Origin of the sequence: Planctopirus limnophila DSM 3776 (assembly GCF_000092105.1) — a bacterium.
GTDB lineage: Bacteria > Planctomycetota > Planctomycetia > Planctomycetales > Planctomycetaceae > Planctopirus > Planctopirus limnophila.
The window spans coordinates 311,877-335,849 of the sequence record NC_014148.1 but is presented as its reverse complement, the minus strand read 5'-3'; the positions used below and the strand labels follow the sequence as shown (position 1 = coordinate 335,849).

General features: G+C 53.9%; 23 protein-coding genes. 13 read left to right on the top strand and 10 right to left on the bottom strand.

Annotated elements, in window-relative coordinates; all coding sequences use genetic code 11:
- Nucleotides 1–19 precede the first annotated feature (19 nt).
- Nucleotides 20–376, top strand: a complete 357-nt coding sequence (locus tag PLIM_RS01340; RefSeq protein WP_013108546.1) for a hypothetical protein — start codon at nucleotides 20–22, stop codon at nucleotides 374–376.
- Nucleotides 377–398: 22 nt separating this feature from the next.
- Here the strand turns inward: PLIM_RS01340 and PLIM_RS01335 are convergent, their stop codons facing one another.
- Complete coding sequence (locus PLIM_RS01335) at nucleotides 399–3,152, bottom strand: cation-translocating P-type ATPase (protein ID WP_013108545.1); 2,754 nt, start codon at nucleotides 3,150–3,152, stop codon at nucleotides 399–401.
- A 63-nt stretch (nucleotides 3,153–3,215) separates the two neighbouring features.
- On the bottom strand, nucleotides 3,216–3,713 hold the full coding sequence (locus PLIM_RS01330; RefSeq protein WP_013108544.1) for a MarR family winged helix-turn-helix transcriptional regulator: 498 nt from the start codon (nucleotides 3,711–3,713) through the stop codon (nucleotides 3,216–3,218).
- A gap of 430 nt (nucleotides 3,714–4,143) precedes the next feature.
- On the opposite strand from PLIM_RS01330, the gene PLIM_RS01325 reads away from it, so the two are divergent.
- Complete coding sequence (locus PLIM_RS01325; protein WP_041400892.1) at nucleotides 4,144–4,779, top strand: CBS domain-containing protein; 636 nt, start codon at nucleotides 4,144–4,146, stop codon at nucleotides 4,777–4,779.
- Between the two features lie 134 nt (nucleotides 4,780–4,913).
- Here PLIM_RS01325 and PLIM_RS01320 read toward each other — a convergent pair whose 3' ends face one another.
- Nucleotides 4,914–5,528, bottom strand: coding sequence for a hypothetical protein (locus tag PLIM_RS01320; RefSeq protein ID WP_013108543.1), 615 nt, complete (start codon nucleotides 5,526–5,528; stop codon nucleotides 4,914–4,916).
- Nucleotides 5,529–5,796: 268 nt separating this feature from the next.
- Between PLIM_RS01320 and PLIM_RS01315 the strand changes: the two genes are divergently transcribed.
- Complete coding sequence (locus PLIM_RS01315; RefSeq protein WP_013108542.1) at nucleotides 5,797–7,008, top strand: hypothetical protein; 1,212 nt, start codon at nucleotides 5,797–5,799, stop codon at nucleotides 7,006–7,008.
- Nucleotides 7,009–7,142: 134 nt separating this feature from the next.
- Nucleotides 7,143–8,405, top strand: a complete 1,263-nt coding sequence (locus tag PLIM_RS01310; RefSeq protein WP_013108541.1) for an outer membrane protein assembly factor BamB family protein — start codon at nucleotides 7,143–7,145, stop codon at nucleotides 8,403–8,405.
- A 77-nt stretch (nucleotides 8,406–8,482) separates the two neighbouring features.
- On the opposite strand, the gene PLIM_RS01305 is transcribed toward PLIM_RS01310, so the two are convergent.
- From PLIM_RS01305 to PLIM_RS01295, 3 genes are all read right to left on the bottom strand, one after another.
- Nucleotides 8,483–9,535 carry a hydantoinase/oxoprolinase family protein gene (locus PLIM_RS01305; RefSeq protein WP_013108540.1) on the bottom strand — a complete coding sequence of 351 codons (1,053 nt, stop codon included), beginning with the start codon at nucleotides 9,533–9,535 and terminating at the stop codon, nucleotides 8,483–8,485.
- 45 nt (nucleotides 9,536–9,580) lie between these two features.
- Nucleotides 9,581–10,507 carry an ABC transporter ATP-binding protein gene (locus tag PLIM_RS01300; protein WP_013108539.1) on the bottom strand — a complete coding sequence of 309 codons (927 nt, stop codon included), beginning with the start codon at nucleotides 10,505–10,507 and terminating at the stop codon, nucleotides 9,581–9,583.
- Between the two features lie 124 nt (nucleotides 10,508–10,631).
- Nucleotides 10,632–12,947, bottom strand: a complete 2,316-nt coding sequence (locus PLIM_RS01295; protein ID WP_041400890.1) for a hypothetical protein — start codon at nucleotides 12,945–12,947, stop codon at nucleotides 10,632–10,634.
- 574 nt (nucleotides 12,948–13,521) lie between these two features.
- On the opposite strand from PLIM_RS01295, the gene PLIM_RS01290 reads away from it, so the two are divergent.
- The 5 genes from PLIM_RS01290 (at nucleotide 13,522) to PLIM_RS01270 (ending at nucleotide 16,783) form a co-directional block, all read left to right on the top strand.
- The gene (locus tag PLIM_RS01290) at nucleotides 13,522–13,944 is read left to right on the top strand and encodes a secondary thiamine-phosphate synthase enzyme YjbQ (protein WP_013108537.1); all 423 of its coding nucleotides are present in this window, start codon (nucleotides 13,522–13,524) and stop codon (nucleotides 13,942–13,944) included.
- A 13-nt stretch (nucleotides 13,945–13,957) separates the two neighbouring features.
- Nucleotides 13,958–14,344, top strand: a complete 387-nt coding sequence (locus PLIM_RS01285) for a hypothetical protein (RefSeq protein WP_013108536.1) — start codon at nucleotides 13,958–13,960, stop codon at nucleotides 14,342–14,344.
- A complete protein-coding gene (locus PLIM_RS01280; RefSeq protein WP_013108535.1) occupies nucleotides 14,341–14,724 on the top strand; it encodes a pentapeptide repeat-containing protein in 384 nt (127 codons plus the stop codon). The genes PLIM_RS01285 and PLIM_RS01280 overlap by 4 nt, the downstream gene beginning before the upstream one ends.
- Nucleotides 14,725–14,830: 106 nt before the next feature.
- Nucleotides 14,831–15,031 carry a hypothetical protein gene (locus tag PLIM_RS23950; RefSeq protein WP_148226933.1) on the top strand — a complete coding sequence of 67 codons (201 nt, stop codon included), beginning with the start codon at nucleotides 14,831–14,833 and terminating at the stop codon, nucleotides 15,029–15,031.
- Nucleotides 15,032–15,490: 459 nt separating this feature from the next.
- Nucleotides 15,491–16,783 (top strand): PQQ-binding-like beta-propeller repeat protein, encoded by a 1,293-nt coding sequence (locus PLIM_RS01270; RefSeq protein ID WP_230849370.1) that lies wholly within the window; start codon nucleotides 15,491–15,493, stop codon nucleotides 16,781–16,783.
- A 341-nt stretch (nucleotides 16,784–17,124) separates the two neighbouring features.
- Here the strand turns inward: PLIM_RS01270 and PLIM_RS01265 are convergent, their stop codons facing one another.
- On the bottom strand, nucleotides 17,125–17,397 hold the full coding sequence (locus tag PLIM_RS01265) for a hypothetical protein (protein ID WP_013108532.1): 273 nt from the start codon (nucleotides 17,395–17,397) through the stop codon (nucleotides 17,125–17,127).
- 248 nt (nucleotides 17,398–17,645) lie between these two features.
- Here PLIM_RS01265 and PLIM_RS01260 point away from each other — a divergent pair, with 248 nt between their 5' ends.
- A complete protein-coding gene (locus PLIM_RS01260; protein WP_013108531.1) occupies nucleotides 17,646–18,329 on the top strand; it encodes a ClpP family protease in 684 nt (227 codons plus the stop codon).
- 16 nt (nucleotides 18,330–18,345) lie between these two features.
- On the opposite strand, the gene thiS is transcribed toward PLIM_RS01260, so the two are convergent.
- Nucleotides 18,346–18,582: a sulfur carrier protein ThiS gene (gene thiS, locus PLIM_RS01255; protein ID WP_013108530.1), complete on the bottom strand. Its 237-nt coding sequence runs from the start codon at nucleotides 18,580–18,582 to the stop codon at nucleotides 18,346–18,348.
- Nucleotides 18,570–19,160 (bottom strand): peptide deformylase, encoded by a 591-nt coding sequence (def, locus tag PLIM_RS01250; protein ID WP_013108529.1) that lies wholly within the window; start codon nucleotides 19,158–19,160, stop codon nucleotides 18,570–18,572. The genes thiS and def overlap by 13 nt, the downstream gene beginning before the upstream one ends.
- Nucleotides 19,161–19,379: 219 nt before the next feature.
- On the opposite strand from def, the gene truD reads away from it, so the two are divergent.
- Complete coding sequence (truD, locus tag PLIM_RS01245; protein ID WP_013108528.1) at nucleotides 19,380–20,546, top strand: tRNA pseudouridine(13) synthase TruD; 1,167 nt, start codon at nucleotides 19,380–19,382, stop codon at nucleotides 20,544–20,546.
- A 147-nt stretch (nucleotides 20,547–20,693) separates the two neighbouring features.
- Nucleotides 20,694–20,954, top strand: coding sequence for a hypothetical protein (locus tag PLIM_RS01240; RefSeq protein ID WP_013108527.1), 261 nt, complete (start codon nucleotides 20,694–20,696; stop codon nucleotides 20,952–20,954).
- Nucleotides 20,955–21,113: 159 nt separating this feature from the next.
- Here the strand turns inward: PLIM_RS01240 and trxA are convergent, their stop codons facing one another.
- Entirely contained in the window at nucleotides 21,114–21,443 is a 330-nt protein-coding gene (gene trxA, locus PLIM_RS01235; protein WP_013108526.1) for a thioredoxin, read from the bottom strand.
- 539 nt (nucleotides 21,444–21,982) lie between these two features.
- On the opposite strand from trxA, the gene PLIM_RS01230 reads away from it, so the two are divergent.
- On the top strand, nucleotides 21,983–23,917 hold the full coding sequence (locus tag PLIM_RS01230; RefSeq protein ID WP_013108524.1) for a hypothetical protein: 1,935 nt from the start codon (nucleotides 21,983–21,985) through the stop codon (nucleotides 23,915–23,917).
- Nucleotides 23,918–23,973 lie beyond the last annotated feature (56 nt).

The following is a 23,973-nucleotide window of genomic DNA, read 5'->3' as shown; positions in this document are numbered from 1 at the left end:
AGCGATAGGGAATCAATTCATGGCCAAATGTGATCAAGGTTATCTGTGCGAAGTCTGCGGCGAAGAGGTCGAAGATCTTTCCGAAAGCGATTTGTACCTCAGGTTCATCATCGGAGAAGTCCCCGTTCGTGACCTCCTGACTTCCCCCGAGCGGCATTTGAAATGCCATCCCTTTCTGGCTCAGTTCATCCTCGATGATCGTTTTGAGCCCGTGAAACTGGATAGCCCCTTCAGCAAAGAAAACCTCGATCCCGCCGAGCGCAGCCGCATGGAAGCGCTGGTCACCAGAGGCTTTCAGCGCCTGCAGGAACTGCGCACACTTCCTCCCATGCCATTCGCCCATTATCCACTTCCTGAGTTTCAGACAGCAGGATAGTGGGATGATCGAGGTTGACCCATCAGTTCTGATTCGATTTTGAGTTATGAAACCTGACCCATTTCTCAAATTCAACAATCAGAAAAGAGATCACTCCGACCGCCACAATTCTTAACCAGGTTTCGAATGAAAGGGAAGCTGTTCCAAACAGAGTCTGCATCAGAGGCAGATAGGTCAGCAGCACCTGGGCTGCAAGCATCGTGGCTATCCCGGCTGGTACATACGGGTTGGAAAAAACACCAATCGAAAAGATCGAGCGATGGAGGCAGCGGCAATTCAGCAGGTAAGCGCACTCCACCATGACGATCACATTGACGACGGCAGTACGTGCCTGGGCCAGAGTGCTACCCGGACGACTCTGTTCCATTTGAAACACCCAGAATGAACCCAGCAGAATGATCAACGACACAAGTCCCGTCCGCATAAAGAGCGGAAAAGTGAGAATAGGCTCGCGGGGATTGCGCGGTGGCCGCTGCATCAGATTTTGCTCATGAGGTTCAAAGACCAGCATTAACCCCAGCAAAACCGATGACGCCATATTGATCCACAACAGTTGCACCGGCAGGATAGGTAGTTCTGTCGCCAGAAGGATGGCAACAAACAACACCATCGCTTCGCCCACATTGGTGGGTAGTGTCCAGACGATAAACTTGACCAGATTATCGAACACGCCGCGTCCTTCTTCGACGGCGGCTTTAATCGTGGCAAAGTTATCATCGGTTAGAATCATGGCGGCTGCACCTTTGGCAACCTCTGTCCCGGTGATCCCCATAGCAATTCCAATATCTGCCTGTTTCAATGCCGGGGCATCATTCACTCCATCACCCGTCATCGCCACGATATGACCGCGAGATTGCAGCGCCTGGACAAGCCGCAATTTCTGCTCTGGGGCAACACGAGCGAAGACTGTGGTCTTCTCAGCAAGGAGTGGCAAATCCTCGTTCGATATCTGTTCCAACTCACTCCCAGTGATCGATGCTAATGTTTCATCTCCCAGCCCGATTCTTTGCGCAATCGAGCGTGCTGTTGCCACATGATCGCCCGTGATCATCTTCACTTGAATCCGGGCTTGCTGACATTCATGAATGGCATCAATGACTTCCGGTCGCGGGGGATCAATCATCCCCGTTAATCCGAGAAATATCAGATTCCCAGCCACATGATCATGCTCGAGTTCTCGCTGCTGATCTTCTCCTGCGACTTTAGCGACCATCAACACGCGTAAGCCACGCCTCGCCATAGCTTCAGCTTGACCTTGAATTTCGGCAGCATCCAACTCCACAGTTTGGCTGGCCTGATTAACAGCCTGATCACAGCGAGGTAACAGACGTTCGAGTGCCCCGATGATGTAAATCACCCGGTTCTCATCGGGTGTTTCATGCAATACTGCGCGAAACATGTGCTCAGATTCAAAGGGAATCATGTCATGCCGAGGCCAGGGATCTTCTCGATGCCTGTGATGCAATCCGGCTTTATGGGCAGCGACCAATAGGGCCGCTTCAGTCGGGTCACCCTCAATTTCCCATAGGCCCGCTTCTTCTCGAAGATTGGATTCGTTACACAACAGCCCTGCGCGAAGAATTTCAATCAATGCCGGGTGATCCCAGGGGGCGATCGATTTCCCACGATGGCTGAATTCACCTGATGGTTCATAACCGGTACCAGAAACGTGGTAACAGGTTCCCGCTGCATAAATCTCGACCAGAGTCATCTTGTTCTGTGTCAAGGTACCAGTTTTATCAGAACAGATGATCGATGTGCTTCCCAGAGTTTCCACTGCGGGCAACTTGCGAATAACAGCTTTCCGCTGGGCCATACGGGAGACACCAATCGCGAGGACAATCGTGACGGCAGCGGGTAAACCTTCAGGAATCGCACCGACGGCCAGAGCCACAGCCGCCATGAAGACGTCAGCCGCCGGCTCTCCGCGTAAAATGCCCAGCGCAAAAACAGCTAAGGCGAGCAACAGAATCACCACCATCAACAACCGACTGAACTGCGCAATATTCTTTGTCAGTGGTGTTGATAGATCGACCGTGTTCGACATCAACCCGGCAATCTGTCCGGTTTCTGTCGCATCGGCAGTCGCAATCACCACACCTTCGCCAAAGCCGGCAGTCACCAACGTCCCTGCAAATGCCAGATTTCGCCGATCAGCAAGAGTGGTCTGAATCGGTAATGGATTGATCTGTTTTGTCGCTGGTACCGATTCACCTGTAAGAGCCGCTTCTTCAACCTGCAGGTTTTTCTGCAGACAAAGCCGGAGATCGGCGGGAACCCGGTCGCCACCTTGAATCAGAACGATATCGCCAGGGACCAGCGTTTCTGCCGGGACACTTTTACGCAGACCATCGCGACGAACCGATGTTTGCACAGCCACCATTCGTCCCAGGGCATCAATCGCTTTTTCCGCCTTTGTTTCCTGCAGAAAACCGATGATGGCATTGATGAAGACCACACCAAAAATGACGGCAGCATCCACCCATTCATGAAGACTGAGACTGACAATGGTCGCCACCAGCAGCAGGTAGATCAGTGGTTGATGAAACTGCTGAATGAACTTAAGCCACAATGGTGTGGAGTGCTGTTGACTGATTCGATTGGGGCCGAATCGGGCTTGCCGCCGGGCCACCTCCTCGCTGGCTAATCCGTGATCAAGCGAGACCTGCAGTCGTGCGAGAACTTCCTCGGGCGTCTGTGCATATTCCGCCCGCTGTCCATCAGCCGGAGTGATGTCTTTGCTGCCGGTGTTTGCATTCGGCAAAGATGGCACCATGGATGACACTCCGTCAAACTTCTTGTCGCTGCAGAGTCAGCAAAGTCCAGAACATCTTAATGATTAACTGGGACGTGATCGATCCGCGATCCAGCGACTGCCAGGTTCTTCATGCGGAGTTCGAGCCAGTTCCATCAATCGAATCAGCTCGTGCAATTCATCCGCAGCGAGATGCCCCAACTGCCGCTCATGACATTGCCGCACAGGCTCTTCAAGGTCTTTCAAAAGCTTCAGCCCCGCATCGGTCAGCGCCACTTCGACGACACGCCGGTTTTCGGGTTTTCGTGTCCTCAGAACCAGACCTCGATCGTCCAGCCGATCAATGAGCCTGGTGATATCAGGAGCCCTGCTGATGAGTCGATCAGCAATTTGCAGAGTCGCCATTCCTTCGGGATGAACACTTCGCAGCAGCCTTAACGTGTTGTACTGCTGGGCTGAAAGTTCGAACTGACTGAAGATCTCTTCTTCAATCGCTTTCATCCGGTCGTACGTTCGCCATAGCTGCAGATAAGCCTCTTGCGTCAATGAGTCGAATCGAAGTGGCCTCGATCGCTCATTCATCTCCTGCGAAGCCTCCCGGTCTTCTTTCGCATTTTTTTTTATTTGCGAGGCCGGATCAGCAGGCATGAGATTGAGGCTTTCCAATATCAAAGACTTCCGCTGCTCAGCGTTCCGGGAAGCGAAAGGATTCGTTCCAACTGTGAGATCAGCACATGGACATCACAAATGTTCTGAGCCTAAAGGGTTATACGACAATGCGGCCACACAGGGAGTCTACCAGCGAGGAAAGTTCTGATTCTAGCGAATTTGCCGTCTGTAAGGGCGGGTGGTGTTTCGATTTGGAAACATGCGTTGTCTTTTTTCGTCACGGGGACTTTTCCTGAACTACGTTTGAAAGCGGAGAGCTGTTTCTCCGGCAGCGCGCAGGCTAACCCTCAGGGCCAGCGGTGCTGCGACTCTATCGACTGGTCCTTTCAAAGGATTGCTGGCCATGCGTTTGACTGTTGCCGACCTGATGACGACTGCCGTGACGATTTCCCCTCAGGCGACTTTGACAGCCGCACTCAAGCTGCTGATCAGTTCGAAAGCTCAGGAGTTGTATGTGGTAGGGCCACGCAAAAAACTGCTGGGAATTCTTCCGGATTATGAACTGCTGAAGGCTCAACTGGCAGAAACCGATCCTGACGCCAAAGTTGAACGCTGGATGGTGACCAGCGTGCAGACGTTGTCGCCAACAACTGATCTGGCGATCGCCACCAACCTGTTCCGCGCAGGGAACTGCTCGCGGGCCGCCGTGGTTGAAAAGGGTCAATTCGTGGGCGTGGTCTCCCGTTTTGAGATCTTGAGGTTATGCCTCATTCTCCGGGTCGATGCACCGCATACGGCGGCCAGTACGGTCGAAGTCGAAACACATGTCGAACCTGCACAAAACTCGAAAACCAAAGGTCGTCGCACGACGACTTCCCGGACCTCACAAGGGGCAACACCTGTGCCTGCCACAACAAAGTGCCAGGTGCCCGAACCCAAATTCATCTCGACGACGACGGGCCGTCAAAAGTCAAAATCTTCAGGGCACTCAAAGACCGCCAGCCGTGAGAAAATGACCAGTCGTGCCAAAGCTCGATGAGATCGCCCATGATGAGACTCGACTGGAATTTTTTCAGACTTGAAATCCATCCATAGATTACGTGACGTTTGGATCACTCGTACCTGTCAAAAACGAGTTCATCAACGGTGGTTTGAGATTAGGATTTGAAGCCATCAATTGCCAATGTCGCGATCCTGATCTCGACTCTCTTTGAAGTTAATATTTGTGCGATAGAGCGGTGTCACACGATCAATCAATTTTGATGGAATAGGAGACGAGAAGATGATTTCGATGGATTCATCGTATTGATCCAATGTTCTGAAGCCATGGGATTGAACGGTGTGTAAGATCTTGCCAAGCGCCGCTTCATTTCGAACGGAGAGTTTGAGATCCGCCACAAAGCCTTGACTGTGAGCTTCTCGCACAAATTGCAAATCTTCTTCGGCAATAAAAGCGAGTTCTGGATCAACAGTTGAAAGCCAATCTGTACCGACTCCAGCTTTGAGTTCTATGTAAAGGTCGGCCGGCCAATGGTCTGGTGTTGTCCGAAAAGTGACGACCGCCAGATTGCGGTGGCGACTTCTCAAACTGGCAAGCCAAGTCCATAGTGTTGTCGACGAGCGCGGATCAGCGGCGACAAAAGTCTCGTCATCGATGTACGCGACTTGTGGCAAGAGCATAAGTGGGACGGCATAAACTCCACGTCCTCGTCGTCCCTGGCCCGTACGAATACCACTCCGTTTGACACGGGAAATGCTTGGCTGAGGTGTCAGGTGCACAAATTTCATGGTTAGTTTAGATAACGTACGAAGGAACTTTCTGTATGTCGATCTGATGGCTTTGACGACTTAACAAGCGCTAATGTTGAGCAAACCTCCAGCTGACTTGACACCATCACTAGAATTGCAGTTTCCTACTGGATTCACACCTGTTGAACTGAGATGATCAGTTACCTGAAGCAGTTCTCTCAAATCTTGAGCACACGGCTTCACTCTAAAACATGATCATCCGATAAAACATGATCATCCGATGGCAGTGGCAGGTGAGGTAAGTTTTATGGTGTTTCGTGCACAGTCTCCGTTTTGCAGCAGAACGACTTCACAACCCGGCGATGCCATCAAGCCTTCGATCTATCGAATTGGGCTCACGCTTGCCGCTCTGTTGCTATTCACCCCGCTAACCTGGGCGAATGACAAAACCGCTTCTCTCGCCGATCTCGTTGCCAGAATCAAATCGATTGGCCTAAAGGGAGAAGGTTATCCAGCGGCTGTCGCTGCCCAGAAAGAATTGTCATCGCAAGGGCCAGAAGCTTTACTGCCGCTGCTCGATGCCATGGAGGGGGCTTCGCCACTGGCGATGAACTGGCTGGCCGGGGCTTTCGACACCATTGCCGACCGCTCACTTCGAGCCGGTGCTGTCAGCCAGGAATCGGGAGCCGGGATTCCTGCGGTCGCATTTGAGAAAGTGCTGCTGGATCGCACGCGATCGGCCACCCCAAGGCTTCTGGCTTTCGAGTGGCTCGTCAAGGTTGATCCTGCTGCCCAGGATCGACTGATCCCCGGGATGCTTGACGATCCTTCCGCCGATTTTCGTCGGCTCGCAGTGGCCCGGCTCATTGCTGCTGCCGATGCATCGAAAGATGATGCCGAGCGACTGGATTTTTGGAAAAAGGGTTTATCTGGTGCGACGGATGAAGATCAGGTCAAAGTGCTGGTCGATCATTTGAAAGCAGCGGGTGTCACTGTCGATCTGGCCAGACATTTTGGCTATCTGCTGGAGTGGAATCTGATCGGGCCTTTTGACAACTCCGGAAGAGAAGGCTTTGCTAAAACCTATCCGCCTGAAGCCTCACGCGATCTGGCAGTTCCTCTGCAAGGTCGAGAAGGGGAAGTCAAATGGGAGCCATTCACTTCGACCGACAAGATGTGCGAAGTCAATCTCATTCCCATCTTCAAGAACTATCGCGATTCGCTCGCTTACGCAGTCACTAACTACAAAGCTGCGAAGGCTGGCCCGGCCCAGGTTCGCTTGACGACTCCCAATGCCTGGAAAGTCTGGGTCAACGGGAAGCTGGTCTTTGCACGAGATGAATATCATCGCGGATCCATGTTCGACCAGTATGTGATTCCCGTCACGTTTCAGGAAGGTAACAATGAGATCCTGCTCAAGATCTGCCAGAATGAACAAACCGAAGACTGGGCGCAGAAGTGGTTTTTCAAAGTGCGGATTACTGACAGTTCAGGTAAAGCCATCCTGCCAGCCGAGTAACATTGATCCCCATTCCGCACTTTGTTGGAATTTGCCTCTACAAAATGACTAATTGACACAGTCGATCATCCATCATGGCACATTATTGCCAGAATTACGGATCCTGTTGCCACCAGAGCAGAATTGAGCCTTCTATGGTCCGTCCATTAACGCGTGCGAACATCTCTCCGGTGAAGCCACTGTTTTCCGTTGGCTGGCTCAGTGCAGGGCTGATTCTGGCGCTGGGGATCCATGCGAATCATCGACTGCTTGCCGAAGACTGGCGGCAATTTCGCGGGAGTTCCAGTACGGCAATCTCCCGCAGTGCCGCACCACCCGTCGAGTTTGACAGCAGTGGCAAAAATGTGGCATGGAAGGTCGATCTTCCCGGCCGTGGCCTTTCCAGCCCGATCATTATCGATGACCGGGTCGTCGTGACAGCAAGTTCCGGCCCCAGGCAGGACAATCTGCACATCCTCTGCTTCAAAGCGAGTACAGGAGAATTACTTTGGGAACGCCGATTTCTGGCGACAGGCCGCAGCCTGACGCATCCCAAAACCTGCAATGCAGCTCCCACTCCCGCCAGTGATGGCGAGAAGATCTTCGCCTTTTTCTCCAGCAACGATGTGATCTGTCTCGACCTTACGGGCCAGTTGCTCTGGATGCGCGGCCTGACACTCGATTACCCCAATGCCAGTAACAGTCTGGGCATGTCTTCCTCTCCGGTGGTGGCGGGTGATGTCCTGGTGACACAGGTCGAGAATGACAGCGAATCGCTCACGACCGGGCTCAACACCTCAACGGGTGAAACCCTCTGGAAACTGGACCGCCCCAGGCGAGCGAACTGGACATCGCCACTCCTCCTGGCCGATGGCCAGACAGTGCTGCTCCAGTCCTCCAAAGGCGCCGATGCTGTCGATGCCCGAACAGGAAACATCCTGTGGTCATTTGGTGAAGGGGCCGCCACCATTCCTTCTTCAGCACGGGAAGGCGAGACGATCTTCATTCCATCCAATGGCTTGGTGGCACTCCGGCCTGCCAACTCGAATACGCCTCCCGAAAAACTCTGGCAGGAGAACAAACTCAAACCTGGAACAGCCACGCCAGTGGTTGCGGAAGGTAAAGTTTATTGTCTCTCAGGAGCGGGGGTCTTGCTCTGTGCGAATGTCGATAAGGGAGAACTCCTCTGGCAGTTGAGGCTCGAAGGTCCTTTCAGTGCTTCTCCAGTCATTGCTGACCGTAAGCTTTATTGCGTCAATGAATCGGGTAAATGTTTTGTGGTCGATCTCACTGGCAGCAAAGGCACCATCGTCGCTGAGAGTCTTCTGGATGAAACGATCCTGGCCACGCCATCGCTTTCTGATGGTGCTCTCTATCTGCGAAGCGATGCCCACTTGTGGAAAATCGCCACGCCATAGTCAATGTATTGGCGGTTGCCAGAAAAGCAGATGTCAACTTGATCGAGACCATTCGTGCGGGTTCAGGAATTGATATTTCAGAATCCCTGCAGAGCCAGTTCGACCAGTGCCCGTGCACAGGCCACTTCGGAGCCTGCAGTCGTCCAATAGTCTTTGAGAGAGAGAATTTCCTCCATCGGAAAGCACGCCTGCACTGCGACCTGCCGGCCTAAAAACTCTCCCGAGCCCGAGAGCACAATTTTCTTGATAGGCCGCGATGCGCAATTAATGACTCTTCGCGTCGCCTGAACAATCTGCTGCTGCTGAGCAGCGGCGGCGGCCATGGCGAGTTTGATCACGTCGTGAGTCGTCAGTTCCGATTGATCCGAACAGATCTGCCGGGCCAGCCGCGCCTCTGCGAACTCTTTCGTGGCGGGCCGACCATCAGCCGTCTCGCAGTTTTCGGGCTCTTCCTCAATCAACCCCAGGAGCAGATAGACATCCAGGCTCGTGGCGAAAAGTTCACTGCTCAAAGGGATCGAAACATGGCCATATCGGCCAAGTTCACCCTGAAAAGAGGGGAGCATATGGCAGACAACTGTTCTGCGAACACCGGTATAGACCAGTTCGCCGGCAGCGAGCCGTTCGAGATCTGTGCGGCCCTCAGCACTCGCCTGGCCCTGCAGAATGGGAATCAGATCAGTCGTCGTGCTCCCGATGTCGAGCAACAGCAGATCATCTTGAGGAAACAGCAATCCCACCATCGACGCCAATGCCTGCCAGTTGGAAGCAGCGGTCAACAGAGGACTCGCCACTGCATCGTTCGGAGCAACAAATTTCCCGTGTGTCTGCCAGAACTGGATGATCGAATCTGGCAGAACCGAACGGACGGCTTGCTCCACCGCACGAACAATAAACTCGACTCCCTCCGCGCGGGTGGCAAAACAATCCGCCAGTTCGCCAGTCATGGTAACAACCACGCGATCTGCCGCTGGTAATTGCTGCAACATGGCCGCTATCTGGCTCGACAATTCCTGCGGCGATTTCCAGAGTGCAAATGGGATGGCGAGAGCCTGGCCCCCAGCATGCCACGCCTTGAGATTGGCACCCCCAACATCCAAGCCCACAATCGCTGGGTGAGAGTTGCTCATCTTAAACTGGGCCGGTGTGGATCGGATTTCTTCGGGCAGGCTCCACTACTGCACCAGTCCACGAGTCAATGAGAGGAAGGCCGTTTCGAGATTCACTTCTTCTTCGCGGAACAACGTCAGCTTGAAGCCATTCTCGATCAGAGTACTGGGAATCGAGCTGTAATCAAGAACTTCCAGTGCGAGTGTCGCGTGGATCTGGCCCTTTACGATTTCGATTTTTGAAATCTGCGGATGCTGTTCGAGAAGCTTAGCTGCCTCTTCCAGTCGTTCCCGCACCTGAATCTGCAGAAGAATCTGCTGGCGGGCTTTGCGCATGACTTCATCGACATAGCCATCGACAATCAGATGACCTTTTTCAATCATGCCCACGCGGGTACAGACATCGGCGAGTTCAGGCAGAATGTGGCTCGAGACGATCACTGTCTTATTGAGTTCACCGAGTCTTTTGAGCAGATTTCGAATTTCGATACGAGCGCGTGGATCGAGACCACTGGCGGGTTCATCGAGCAGCAGCACCTGGGGCTCATGCAGGAGCACACGCGCCAGACCAATACGCTGCGTCTGTCCCCGTGAAAGCTGGTTGACCATGGCATCACGTTTGAAGCTCATGTCCACCAGTTCCAGTTTCTCTTCGCAAATCTTGCGGCGAGCGGGCCCGGAAATCCGATACGAGGCGGCGAAGAATTCCAGGTATTCCAGCACCGTCATATCGTCATAGACACCGAAAAAATCGGGCATATAGCCCACCAGTCGACGAATCTCTTCCTGATTCGTATAGATCGACTTCCCGCAGACGTAAGCTTCGCCGTAATCAGGATTCAACAGCGTGGCGAGCATGCGCATGGTCGTCGTTTTACCCGAACCATTCGGCCCGATGAAGCCAAAGACATCACCTTCGCGCAGGCTCAGGTTAATCTCGTTGACCGCAATGAGATCGCCATAACGTTTTGTCAGTTGTTTCGTTTCAATCACGGAAGATCATCTTTCAGTGATATGCAAAAATAGGATGGACTTATGTGGTACCTAGAGTCATTGATCGAAGTCAGGAAGACAAATTCTGGACAATTCTCAAACACTTGCCATGACTGGCGGAATGTCATTTCGAGTTCAACTTTGGCAAAGGTGCCAGTTCACCGCCGGAGGAACTGGTGACAGGCAGAATGCAGCGAATGATCGTGATGACTTCTCCTGACTTCGTTTGTGTCGGCCCCTTGGAACCTTTGCTGGGTCTCAAATAGTTATCCGCATCAATTTCCAGACTCGTCGCTGGCTGAGCAATGCGGCCCACCAGGATGGCTTTTCCGAGCCGAAGCTGCATCGAAAGATCAGCACCCGAGATCAACTTGCTCGTCAGGCCCGTATAGCCGGCACCGCCAATGTCCTCATGGAAGCTCATCATGCGCACAATATCGACGGGATCACTCCCCAGGGCATTGTAGGCCGCCTGCTCAACAGCAATTGTGCCGCCAGCACCGGACGCATCCCCTTTGACCGTTCGAGCCCGGGCACCGGTCATAAAGCCGCGCAACTCTCGCTGTGTAATGCCTGGTTGATCGACACGCCAGACGAAATTGGCTTCCAACGGCACAATCCGTTCCTCATCGCCTCGATCCAGCCAGCGATAGAGTCGGTTGCCATGCACCAGCACCCAATCGGTAATTGGCGCTGGAAGCTTGTGGCGAATTGTGCCAGTGAGCTTTCCTAAGCCGTTGGTTTCGAGGTTGGCTTCGAACAATGGCTCCGGGATGCGATAGCGACTTTCGCTCTGCAGTAACCGGGTTCCCCAATGTTCGACAGGTAGCCCATTGAGCATCGATTTTTGTGGTTCCAGTTCGTAGGGTGCAGCCGCAAAGAAATTGCCGCCCGGACGCAGCAACCCACCCAGCGAACCTTCTGGCGGAGCCCACCACGAAAGAATGGGCAGATCATCCTCGCTACCGGTCACCCTCTGCGCTTGAGGCCATTGGGATTTGGCCTTCACCACCAGACGATTAGGTTCCGCACCATAGATCGCATGCAGCGAGAATGTGCGACCAACCTGTGCCACAGGGTCAAGATCGACCACGCTGATGGTCTGGCTGGTGGCTTCAATACCATTGGTTTTCGCTGCCCAGAGACTCATCCCCATCACCAGGAGTACGACCATCGCAGGAAACGTGATCCACGTAAGTGCTGGCCGCTTAAGGAGACGATGGACAATCAGATAATCGATCGGTCCGACCAGGAGCACAATAACCAGTAAGGTGGCCATCAATAGACCAGGTGTGATCCGCTGCACCCCGGGAAACGTTTCGACCACTCCAGATAACTGTGTCGCGAGATCTGTTACGCCCGTTGAAACCAGTTGACGTGAGGACTCCAAAGAGGATTCCGATCGAGTGACAGATTCCGCCGCCAGCTGCTGCCATAATCGCGGCTGCGCTTCCCAGTTCTGCAGCGGTGTCTTCGCAGGATCCAGCGCCAGAATCGTTACGACTCCCAGCCCATAAGCGGAGCGGACCAGCAGTTGATCATCCCGGCTGGCAGCGAGCAGTTCTCCTTGCCGCATGCGAAAGCGAGGCAGGCTGATGCGGCCACTTTGTGGAATGCGTTTATCGCTTTGGGCGAGTTTTTCCAGTGAACCCAGTTCGCGAACAATAGTCACTTCTGTTGTCAGATCGGCAGGTAGCCAACTGGCAAGACCACGTGATACCAGGGCTAAACGAGCTTCTGGTGATAAGCCTGTGGCTTCCGCATCGGTGACCAGTTGCAGCGATGTCCAGAGTGTGCCACCGGTTTCGACCCACGCTTTGAGCTTCTGGCTTTCGACATCCTGGAACGTGGCTGTTCCCCCCACGAGCAGGTAATCTATGGCTGACCACCCTGCGAGATCCTGCGGCAATTCGGCAGGACTCTCGAGATGGACAACCTGGAGCGGGCCGCGAGTTCGAGAAGCTGCCATGCCCTTGAGCTGATTCAACAGGTTTCGCGTGGCCTGGGGCAACCCGATCGTCGCGACAAGCCTTTCTTCCAATCCGTGGCCTGACTGAAAACCGGGTGCGAAACCAGCTTCAATACGATCCGTTTTGAGCAGCTTACCAGCCTCATCCAACTGCGAAATCGTGATTGCAGCCGAAGGGCTGGCCAGCTTGATAAAGCCACTCCAAAGAACCGGCCTCTTTCCAGAGAGAGAAGCTTGCCGTGCCAGCCGGAGCGAAACGGGTGAGCCATCGACATCGGGAGTCGCCAGTTGAACAGATGTCGTTTCCGGCAGAAGATCGCTCGAACTCAGTCGGCAGGGAGCCCAGATTCCTGGCTGCCAGAAACCTGCTACACCCACTTCCAGCGTGGCCCAGGGGCGTGCAGGAGTGCCTGAGATCGCGGCTGATGAGATTTCGGGAGCTGTGGTGTTCTCTCCCCGAGCCTCGATCAAACAGAGACTATTTCCGCAAAGAATCGTCCAACATGCCATGGTGAGGCAGAGCCAGACGTTTCGACTGACTTTCCGGATGATCGCAATAGGTGGCGTTGGTCGATCCGTGACTGACCCTCGATCACTCGATGTCGAGGAACTTTGTAGACTCGCAACCGGCGTGATTGATACGAAGTGAAAGCAATTCAAGGTTGGTCTCGGAGGCATCGGCCCAAACCGACTTTCTCACAGAAGAGCGGTAGAGTCATGACAAGCATGGCAATCCGATTTCCAGAAAGACAATCAGAAAATCGGATGCTGACTTACTGGAAATGATGGTATCGGAGAACACGACCGATTACGAACAGAACGGCTTTTCCTCTGGGCGGCTTCGCGAAAATTTCGCGAAGTTGCGGCGTTTGGCGAGTTCTGGAACGATGGATTCCCTCAGTCCCCATCACCACTTCCTCACGTAATGGATCGACCGATCATTCGTGGGAGATTTTGATAATGTAGAAGTGATGCGCAAGATTTCCGTTCCAAAGAGCTGGAAAAACTCCAGCCTGTTTCTCAGGTGTAAGGAACAATTCGTTCGATGAAATCCCACACGGAATACCTGACCTTCAACCTCCCGGCTCGCATGGCGTTTGAGAACATCACGCCGAAGATCGAGGCCATTGTGCGGGCCAGCGGCGTGCAGGAAGGGCTGGTGCTGGTCAACGCGATGCACATTACCGCCAGCGTGTTCATTAATGATGATGAGCCGGGTCTGCACAGCGACTACAAAAAGTGGCTCGAAAATCTCGCACCCTTCGACGCTTCACCTCAGCGTTACGCTCACAATCGCACCGGTGAAGACAACGCCGACGCTCACATGAAGCGGCAGATCATGGGCCGGGAAGTGGTGGTGGCGATTACCAAAGGCCAACTCGACTTCGGACCGTGGGAACAGATTTTTTATGGCGAGTTCGACGGACGTAGGGATAAGCGGGTGCTGGTGAAAGTGATTGGGGAGTGAGGTGAGTCTTTAAATGAAGATCGATTGGCTTGCAGCTAGTTTGGTGTCTAAGGGGCGACTCGTTCGTCCTCCGCTTAATCCATCTAAACTTACCAGCGAGCACTTGCCGGATATCTGTCTTCGGATGCACCTGATCCTCGATTCGATTGAGTTCACACGATGTGAAGGGCGATTGATAAATCTAGAGGTTTTCGAGCCAATCGACAAACTTTATTCAGACCTGCTCCACAAGACTACAAACCATTTGGGCGACTGGATGGACTGCATTGAGAGGTTTGGCGATTACTACGAACTGTCAGGGAGGGACGTGATTGAAGTGTCGCCCCGTTCCGTGAGCGATCAGTCTTACATGTTCGAGCAACTGAGTATTGATCTTGTAGATGGATTAACCCGCAAATGAACGATGACATCGACGGTGAAGAACTACTCAGGAGATACTCGAACGGGGAACGAGTATTTGTGGGAGTCTGCCTCGCGGATGGTTCAGTGCTGGAGGGTGCAAATCTACAAGGAACGACCTTTCAGGATGGGTTCTTCAGTGATATCGATGCCAGACGAACAAATCTTCAAGGGGTGACGTTTCGCAACATGAACCTCAAATGCACTGACTTCAGAGGAGCGGATTTGACAGACGCCGTTTTCGAGAACGTCCTGATAGAACATGCAGCATTCAAGGGGGCAGTTGTAACGAACACAGTATTCACGGGGATGATGTTCCACGGCCAAGAGATCAAGGGCTTTCGACCTGATGAATGGGACTGGGATGACTCACCTGCCTAAAGTGGAGATTTGTATGCGATCAGTTTTCGACGAATCTGCTCTTCTAAAAGTCCTTCAACGATGCCGTGACATAGTGGCCCAGTCGGAGGACTCAGACTGGTCGTGCATGGATGCTAAGGACATCCTTGAACGTCTCGATCACTCAATTCGACGATTGGAGCAATCCTTGACGGTCAAGATTGATGAATTGAGGTTTCTGTTTGTGGTAACTGGCCCGTTACAGGAAACTTCCATGAGCAACGGCTGGGCCGATGAGTTCCTCGTACTGGCGGAACGCTTTGATGAGATCATCGGAGAGTCCTCATAACAGGTTCGGCAGCCTGACTTGGCCCCATGGAAAGAACGAAGGTGTTTCACGATTTGTTGATGGTGCCGCCTGAGCTTGCCAGTGCGAGTCCTGAACCGAAGGTCGTTCCGGGCCTCGCAGACTTTAATGCCTGATCTTGGCGAAACGCGTATAGCTGGATCGGTGAAGACAATCCCGACGCTCACATGAAGCGGCAGATCATGGGCCGGGAAGTCGAAAAAGGTGCGATTCACTGGAATTCGCCCGCAGCAGGTGCTTGAAACCTGTGTCGATTCTTCACAACATGAAGAAGTTTTCATGTTGTTTTTGCACCTGACACTCGAACCTCTTGCAGCAACAGCTCGCATTGACGCGAAAGATTCGAGTATCCCCGCCTGTGCATCTGCCAGTGTTTAAGTTGATCGATACTCAGATTTAGACGTTCCATTGTTGATCGAGTGCCTGCCCATGGTTTGTCTCTTGACTGCCCGCCTTCGCTTGTCCGCCAGTTTCTCTTCCCGCTCTTTGTGCCAGTTTCTAGGTGTGGCCAGTCTGCTGGTCATGCTGAGTGTCTCTTTCTCAAAGACCAGGGTGCTGGCAGCGGATTGGCCGCAGTTCCGTGGTCCTTCGGGCGAAGGCCTGAGTTCCGAAACGATGCTCCCCATCGAATGGAGCGAAGAGAAGAACATTCGCTGGAAAACCGAGATCCCTGGCCGTGGCTGGAGTTCCCCCGCACTGCGTGATGGCAAAATCTGGCTGACAACCGCCGTCGATGACGGCAAGCAGTTGCGGGCCATTTGCGTCGATGCCGCCCAGGGCCAGATTCTGCACGATGTCCTCGTTTTTGAACTCGACGATCCTGGTGCCATTCATTCCAAAAACTCGCATGCCTCACCCACGCCTTGGATTGAAGACAATCGCATCTATGTCCACTTTGGTGCTCATGGCACTGCTTGTCTCGACCCGTCCGGGAAGATCCTCTGGAAGACCAAACTCGAATACGATCACCGGCACGGGCCAGCGGCATCACCAGTGGTGGTCGATCAGTTGCTGATCATCAGTTGCGATGGCGACGACAAACAGTTCGTCGTGGCACTCGATAAACTGACCGGCAAGGAAGTCTGGCGTACCAGTCGCGAAGGGGCCATGGCCTATTGCACTCCGCTACTCATTCAAGTGCCGCTACCGGATGGCACAAAGCAGGCACAGGTCGTGTGCCCGGGCGGAGAATGGGTCATCGCCTATAACCCAAAAACTGGCGAAGAAATCTGGAAAGTGCGATACCCCAAAGGGTATTCCAATGTACCCCGGCCAGTCTATGCCCATGGTCTCGTCGTCGTTTCGTCGGGCTATAACACACCGGTTGTCTTTGCGATCGATCCCACAGGTCAAGGCGATATCACAGAAACACACGTGCGCTGGCAGATGAAAAAAGGAGCTCCACTCAATCCTTCGCCCGTCGTAGTGGGTGACGAAATCTACTTCATCAGTGACGGCGGCATTGCCAGTTGCGTTGATATGAAGACGGGGAAAGTTCACTGGCAGCAGCGGATCCCCGGGAACTACTCAGCCTCCTGGGTCTTTGCAGCCGGCAAGCTGTACATCACCAATGAAGCCGGTCTCACCACAGTCGTGAGACCGGGAACCGAGTTTGAAGTTCTCGCCGAGAACCCACTTCCAGGCCGCACGCTGGCCACTCTTGCACCAGTTGATCAATCGATCTACTTGCGAACCGATCATCATCTGTATCGGATTGAAGCACCCAAGCCATGACGAGTCGACAATTCACCAGTCACTGCTGACTACATCCGGTTGCTCGCACGACCGGGTGGCAGGGGTCGGATGTCTTCATCCGCCCCCTGGTCATCAATGTTCGCAAGCACGATTGCACCTGTAACGTCCCTTGCCATGATGATTGCCATGAACATTCAACGCCCTGTGACCTGGGGGCAAACGAGGACGTTTGACCCCAGCCACGCATCTCATGAGCACTTCAGCGAAGATGTGTGAAATAGACAGCAGCTTTGGGCAAGCATGTTTTATGCAGTCGTGAAATCGCTATAGCACACTGCGATTCGTATCAGGTGCGGATCAAGACAAACAGCATCTCATCACTACATCCGGTTGCTCGCACGGCAGACTGCGAAGAGTGCACCCCCGGCCAGAGCGGCAAAGATCCCAGCATCCAGCCAGCTGATGGTGGCCACTGGTCTGGCCACTGGAGCCGTAGGCTGAGCAGGCGCTGCAGGCTGGGCCCACGCTGCCGATGGCAAATCGCCCATCTCCGGGAATATGAGCACTGCCGTCCACAGAAATCCCGTACGGAATATCAACCGGGCACTTTTGGGTCGTTGGTTTGCCGGGTGAACAGTTCTTGAATTGGTCATGGCCCAACCTCACAAACTATCTGTGCAGATCTTCAAGTTTTTATTCAGCAACCAAATCGTATCGCGTGAGATCAGTGGATGCACTGGGGCAACACCTGATCGGAACAACTTTTCACTGCTCCACAGTGTATTCCTTCAGAGAATCAGCGACATATCAGCCGCAAAGCGATAAACTTTCGAGTCATTCCACTTCGCGTCAGCCAAGTCATCTGGCAAATTGCGGCTCCTCTCACGGATCTCAGGCAGAAATGACGAAATCGTCGAAGAAACCCTCTAAGCCCAGTCCATTTCGTCCTTTGCCGGCTTATCCCGGGCCCTCGATTTCATGGTCGCCCATTGTTCCCAACCCGGAATGGGAAATGACGATCGCGGGTGATCTCTTCGAACAGCAAACCGAACTGCTGGAAAAACTGGTCGAACTTCCCCGGCGGTCAGCAGGCCTCATTTACATCGACTCGTGCGGCGGGAATGCGTATGTGGGCCTGGCACTCGCTTCGATCATTCGCTTACGCGGTCTCCGGGCGGCGGCCGTGGTCACAGGGGAATGCAGTTCGGCAGCACTGATGCCCTTAGCGGCCTGCCGGGAACGCTATGTGACGCCCCATGCTTCGCTGCTGTTTCATCCCATTCGCTGGCAATCCGATGACCAGCTCAAGCTGGAAGAAGCCGTCGAATGGGCCCGACATTTCCGCTGGATGGAGTCGGATCAGGATCAGCTATTGGCTCGTTTGTTCAACTGCAGTGTCGAGTTGATTACCGAGTGGTCCCGACCAGGCCGCTTCCTTTCTGGAAGAGAACTGGCGGATGCAGGTCTGGCACATTTGCTCGATCTGTTTGACAGCCACGACTTGTGGCAGCAGATCGAAAAACACCGATTCGAGCAGGCTCACAAAAAAGGCCCGGATCGACAGACAGAACTCGCCTGGGCGTAGTTCGTGGCGAAAACTTTCAACCCCCACCGACCAGTGTGACCACTTCGAGAACATCGCCCTCGGTGAGCCTCGTGGTGGCGTGCAGTTTCCGGGAAATGACTTGCCCGTTGAGTTCAATGGCCAGATAGCGAGGCTCCAGCTTGAGCACTTCAATGAGCTGTGTCAGGTTCATTTCCGCTGGCAGCGAACGTTCCTGCGAGTTGATTGTGACAACAATCTCTCCTGGCGACTGTTGAGCGTTCAATTGGGCCATGTTGCCAGCTTTCTTTTGAGCACGTCCATCGATTCGATTTCGCCAGCCGCCTGTCGCGCCAGAAAATCCTGCTCGAACTGATCGATCTCGACCTGACGCTCTTTTCGCGCGCGATCTGTCATGCGGTCGATGAACAGCATGCCATCGAGATGATCGGATTCATGCTGGACAGCTCGCACCGCCAGATCGTCTTCCTTCGCAGAAAGTGTCATCTCAAAGCAGTTCCCATCCAGATCGAACGCTTCGATAAGCACCTCACCAGCACGTTTCACCGGGCCATATAACCCTGGAAAACTCAAGCAGCCCTCTTCACCTTCGCATGAGCTTTTGCGATTGAGAATGACCGGATTGATAAAGACCACTTCCTCGTCTTTTTCAGCGGCATCACCGGTGAGGTTCAAAATGAAAAACTGCCTTGGAATGGCCACCTGATTCGAGGCCAGGCCAATCCCTTTGGCTGCATACATCAGTTCAAACATTTCGGCAATCGCTTTGCGAAGTTCGCTGTTGATTTCGGTCACAGGGGTGGACTTATGCCGGAGAGCCGGATGTCCATACTTCACAATTTCCAAAGCCATGTTCCGCATATCCGCTGAAGGTCTGCTGTACAGTCTTATTGGTCTCAATGCCAAAGACCCTTGTTCGGTCTCTCGATCATATTGGCATTGTCTTTGAGGGCTGCGAGATTTCTGGAAACCTCGTATTGTAATCGGAGTTTGTCTCGAATCGAAGCGAGGGGAGCATCAGGATGGCATCTCTCAGCGAATCTGTGGCAATCGTCCTCGAAAAGCGTTCCCATGACCGAACAGCCAGTCCCACTGCTTGCTCCCTCTGCCTGGCCGGAGCTGACCAGTCAAACGGCAGGGGTGGGCGGTGTCTGGAAACAATCCCCCGAAGATTTTCTTGTCGAAGAAATCCCGGCTTACCTTCCCTGCGGAGAAGGTGAGCATCTGTTTCTCTGGATCGAGAAGCGAAATCTTTCGAGTGAAATGCTAGTGGCACAGCTCTCGAAACAGCTCGCCGTTCCCCGCTCAGAAATTGGCATGGCGGGGTTGAAAGACAGGCAGGCCATTACCAGGCAATGGGTTTCTGTCCCCACCCGGGCTGAAAAGCTGGTACCAGCTGTTGAGAGCGATGATTTACAGGTGCTCGAAGCCAGACGACATCGCAACAAGCTCAAGACGGGCCACTTAAAAGGGAATCGTTTTGTCGCTATTTTGAGGGGCGTTGAACCCGATCTTTCCAAAATCGATGCCATTACCCGGCAACTGCAGGCTCAAGGCTGCCCAAATTACTTCGGCATGCAGCGATTTGGGCACCAGCACTCGACGTGGAAGCTGGGCTGGCAACTGCTGCTGGGCCAGATCTCGCCACAAGATATTCCCGCCCCCAGGCGAAAGTTTCTGCTCCGACTCGCTCTCTCTGCTGTCCAATCCGGGCTGTTTAACGAGGTGCTGGCTCAGCGACTGCGGGACGGGCTTTTCTCGACAGTTCTCTGCGGCGACCTGATGGAAATTCTCCCCGCTGGTGCGAAGTTTCTGGTCACAGATGCCGCTGCTGATCAGCCGCGCTTCGACTCGTGGGAAATCTCCACCACCGGACCCATTTTTGGTGTGCGCATGCGTTCGCCTGGGGGCGAAGTTCATGCTCGCGAACTGGCGATCCTGCAGAAGTTAGTATTGACGATCGAGCACTTTCAGAAATTCTCCTCGCTGATGGAAGGAACCCGGCGGCCCTTCCGATTCTTGCCTGCAGGCCTGACCTGCGAATTGTTGCCCGCCAACAGTTCAGATCACGAAACGCCTCGCGGTGACCTCCGCGTTTCCGTCGAACTCCCTGCTGGTGCCTATCTAACGGTTCTGCTGCACGAGTTTCAGAAGTCGCCCCTGGAAGCAGCGGAGTCTCCCGATTCTGCTGGCAATTCCGAGGATGCCGACGAGATCGCCTCACAATCGGCAGATTAAGTATTCTCTTCCGCAGTGCAGCCGAAATTGCTGATGAGGCATAGTGGCAGTGATCACAGATGGTGCTCACGACCGAAATGCGCTAAGGAGTGGTGGGTTCTGGCGTCGGGCACGAACCACGACGATCTGATAAGGAGCTGGCGAATTATGATGCGAGCCGCCTTCTTTGGGCTGGGCGCCTTTGTGGCTCTGACGGGCTACTCGTTTCTCGTTGTCGATAAATTCGTCATGAGCGGCGAGCACGAAGAGCGGGCCAAAGGCTTTCGAGGCATGCTCACCTCTCCAGAAACCATCCACGAACGCACCAAAGATGTCTTTGATCCCCCCGAGTGGAGTGCGTTCGTGCTGATGTCCGTCGGCTGTGTCACCATGCTCTATGCGGCGGCACTTCCCAAGCATGGTCATTAACCTGCGGTCCAAACATGGGCACTAAGCCTCTGGCCAAGCACGGGCATTAACTCTCAGGCACCACGATTCAGCGAGTGCGTCCCTGCAAATGCAAGAACGACCCGGCCAATAGCTGGCACGGGTCGTCTATGGATCTTTCAGTCAATACCGAGCAGTCAACTACATGTTGGTTGAGATCGATCCCGCCAGCTTGGCCTTCGGAACGACACCCACGAACTTATCGACAATAATCCCACCTTTGAACATCAGCACGGTCGGAATCGAGCTGATGCCGTGCATCGAAGGAATGCGGGGGTTTTCATCGGTGTTCAGCTTGCCGATTTTGACTTTGCCAGCGTATTCCGTGGCCAGTTCATCAATGGTTGGTGCCAGCATGCGGCAAGGACCGCACCACGGAGCCCAGAAGTCGACCAGAGTCAGCGTGCTGCTGTCGAGAACTTCGGACTGAAAGTTTGCATCGGTAATTTCGAGAACGTGATCGCCAGCCATGTGCATCTTCCTTTCAACTTGTCGGCCGGTCACTTCCTGCCAACATTTACACTCAACGGAATTGATTCATAAAAAGGGCCACCCAGCCCCTGTTGTTTCGATCAAAACTTTATCACTCAGGTGACGCCAAAAACTTTTACTCAGTTGTGGGCAATCACCTTCGGCATGAACTTCAAACTGGTGAATCAGTATCTCTCCCGCCTGATGGTCACTTCGCGTCACGAAACGACCCTTAAGCTGAAGTATAGGTTCACACAAGATACTGTCAATTCGCTGCTCCTGCTGCAACTGGAGAGACCTGCTGCCCCGTTTGCCTGATCAACAAAAACGCGAGCCACTACCGCCAAATCGTTTCTTCCCAGCAACCGATCGGTTCCATTCTGCAAATTCCCCATGCAATCTGCCTGGGGGATGATCCGATCGCTCCGCCCATCCTGTTATGATTATTCGATTCACAGCTCCAAAATCACAGATACTCAACGCATCCGATTGAGCAGGGCTCTCATCAGAAATACCCTACCAGCGAAGCAACCTTACGCATGACGATCGAATCTCATTCGCAGCGACGCCAGAAATCGACAGTCAAAGCCCAGAGTGGGCAAAATCTGCCAGAAGTCGATCTTCGGGAGCGGGTCGGTCTCATGATGGCATGGCTGATGTGCCTGCTGGCTTCAATTGCTGCTGGACTCGATTTTCTCGTCGATACCTGGCAACCCAATCTGGCACTGCTGCAAGCGGGCCTGTTGCTCATTCTGCCTTTCGTCCTGAATGTCAAAGGCTCCCAGACCAACAGCCCACTTTCGCCTGCTTCCACTCCGTCGATGTTCGCCAAATGGACTCCTCTCGAAAGGGTCTACCCCCTGTGGTTCAGCCAGACCATTCTCGCTCTCATCGCTCTCGCCATGATTGGCAGTTTCGGAACGCAGCTCCTGGGAACACCACCGTGCTATCACGACGAATACAGCTATCTCTTCGGTGCCCAAACCATTGCTGGCGGGCATTGGACAGCACCAGGGCCACCTGCATTCCCGGCACTGTTTGATCAGGTCCATGTCCTCAACGAAGGGACACCTCCCGATGGCCGGATGGCGAGCCGGTATTATCCGGGCACAAGCTTATGGATATGGCCCTGGGTGATGGTCGGTATTCCGATACTGGGGCATTGGCTGGCTCAAGTCTGGCTCGTGCTGGCAACCAACCTGATCGGACGCGAACTTGGGGCACCCCGGACGGGTTTTCTCGCCGCGCTGATGCTGGCACTTTCGCCGGGACTGGCCACTTTTGGCAACCTCTTGCTCTCCCATCATCCCACACTGGCAGGTCTGGCTCTGTTCTGGCTCATGATGTTACGCTGGCTCCGCACTCACCAGCCTCTCGATTCCCTGCTCGCAATAACGGGCCTCTCTTTTACCATGCTTTGCCGACCGGCCACGGCTTTTGCCATGGGCTTGCCATTTGCCATTCCCGTACTGGCCTGGCTCTTCCGTCGCTCCACCGAGAATTCGCCCTCATCAACACTGACTCGTAAAGCCAGTTCTCTTCTGGCCATGTTGATTCCCATCGTGGCAGGCTGGGGCATCATGCTGTCCTACAATCACGCTACCACGGGCTCCGCCTGGCAATCCCCATATCAGCTCTACACAGCCACCTACACGCCGCGGCATGTCTATGGTTTCAACAACGGAATTCGCGGCGATCAATCGAACAGTCCCAAGATCTGGAAGGCCTACGATCAATGGGCCGATAACCTCACGTGGCCATTGGCCCTGCAGAATCTCACCACAAGATTCTTCGGGAGCCTGCTCTGGACTTTCGACCCCCTCTTCGCCTGGGCCGCCTGTCTGCTCTACTGGTTCTGGTCACCTCCGGATTCGCGCTGGCGCTGGCTGATGGCGGGCATCCTCACCATTCACCTCGTGCATTTTCCTTACTGGTACCCGGGCATCATGGGGTGGCATTATGTCTTCGAATCGGCACCGCTTATCGCATTAGCCATGGCACAGATGGCCATCTCACTGGCAGATCGCTGGGCGAAGGAACAACGTCCCGTCGCCATCCATTGGCTGCTGGTCATGTGCATTATGGCCGGGCTGGGCGCAAACGCTTCCATTCCCGGTCTTTGGGACAGCCGACGGGCCTTGGCTTATGGTTCGATTGAGTATCCCAAAGTGCGAGTCTACCAGCAATTCGATGACTGGCTCACTCGCGCATTACCCGATGAACCAGTCCTGGTGCTGATCAAGCAGGATGCGGGAGAGATTGCCATTGATCATGTCACCAACGAACCTGGCTGGCAGGCGAAAGTGATTCGAGCTCGTTATCGGCCAGAAATCCTCGATCCGCAAAATAAAGCCGCCCTGGATGAACTGGCCGCAGCGTTCCCGGGCCGCAGCTTCTGGCTGGCCGACCCCAAAGAACGCTCGCTCCAGCAACTTCGCCAACCGGATATGAATCCCGCTCATGATGGGAAATAGGGTTCAGCGACACTCGGGATTGCCACAGGAATCATTATATTGACATTGTCACATTT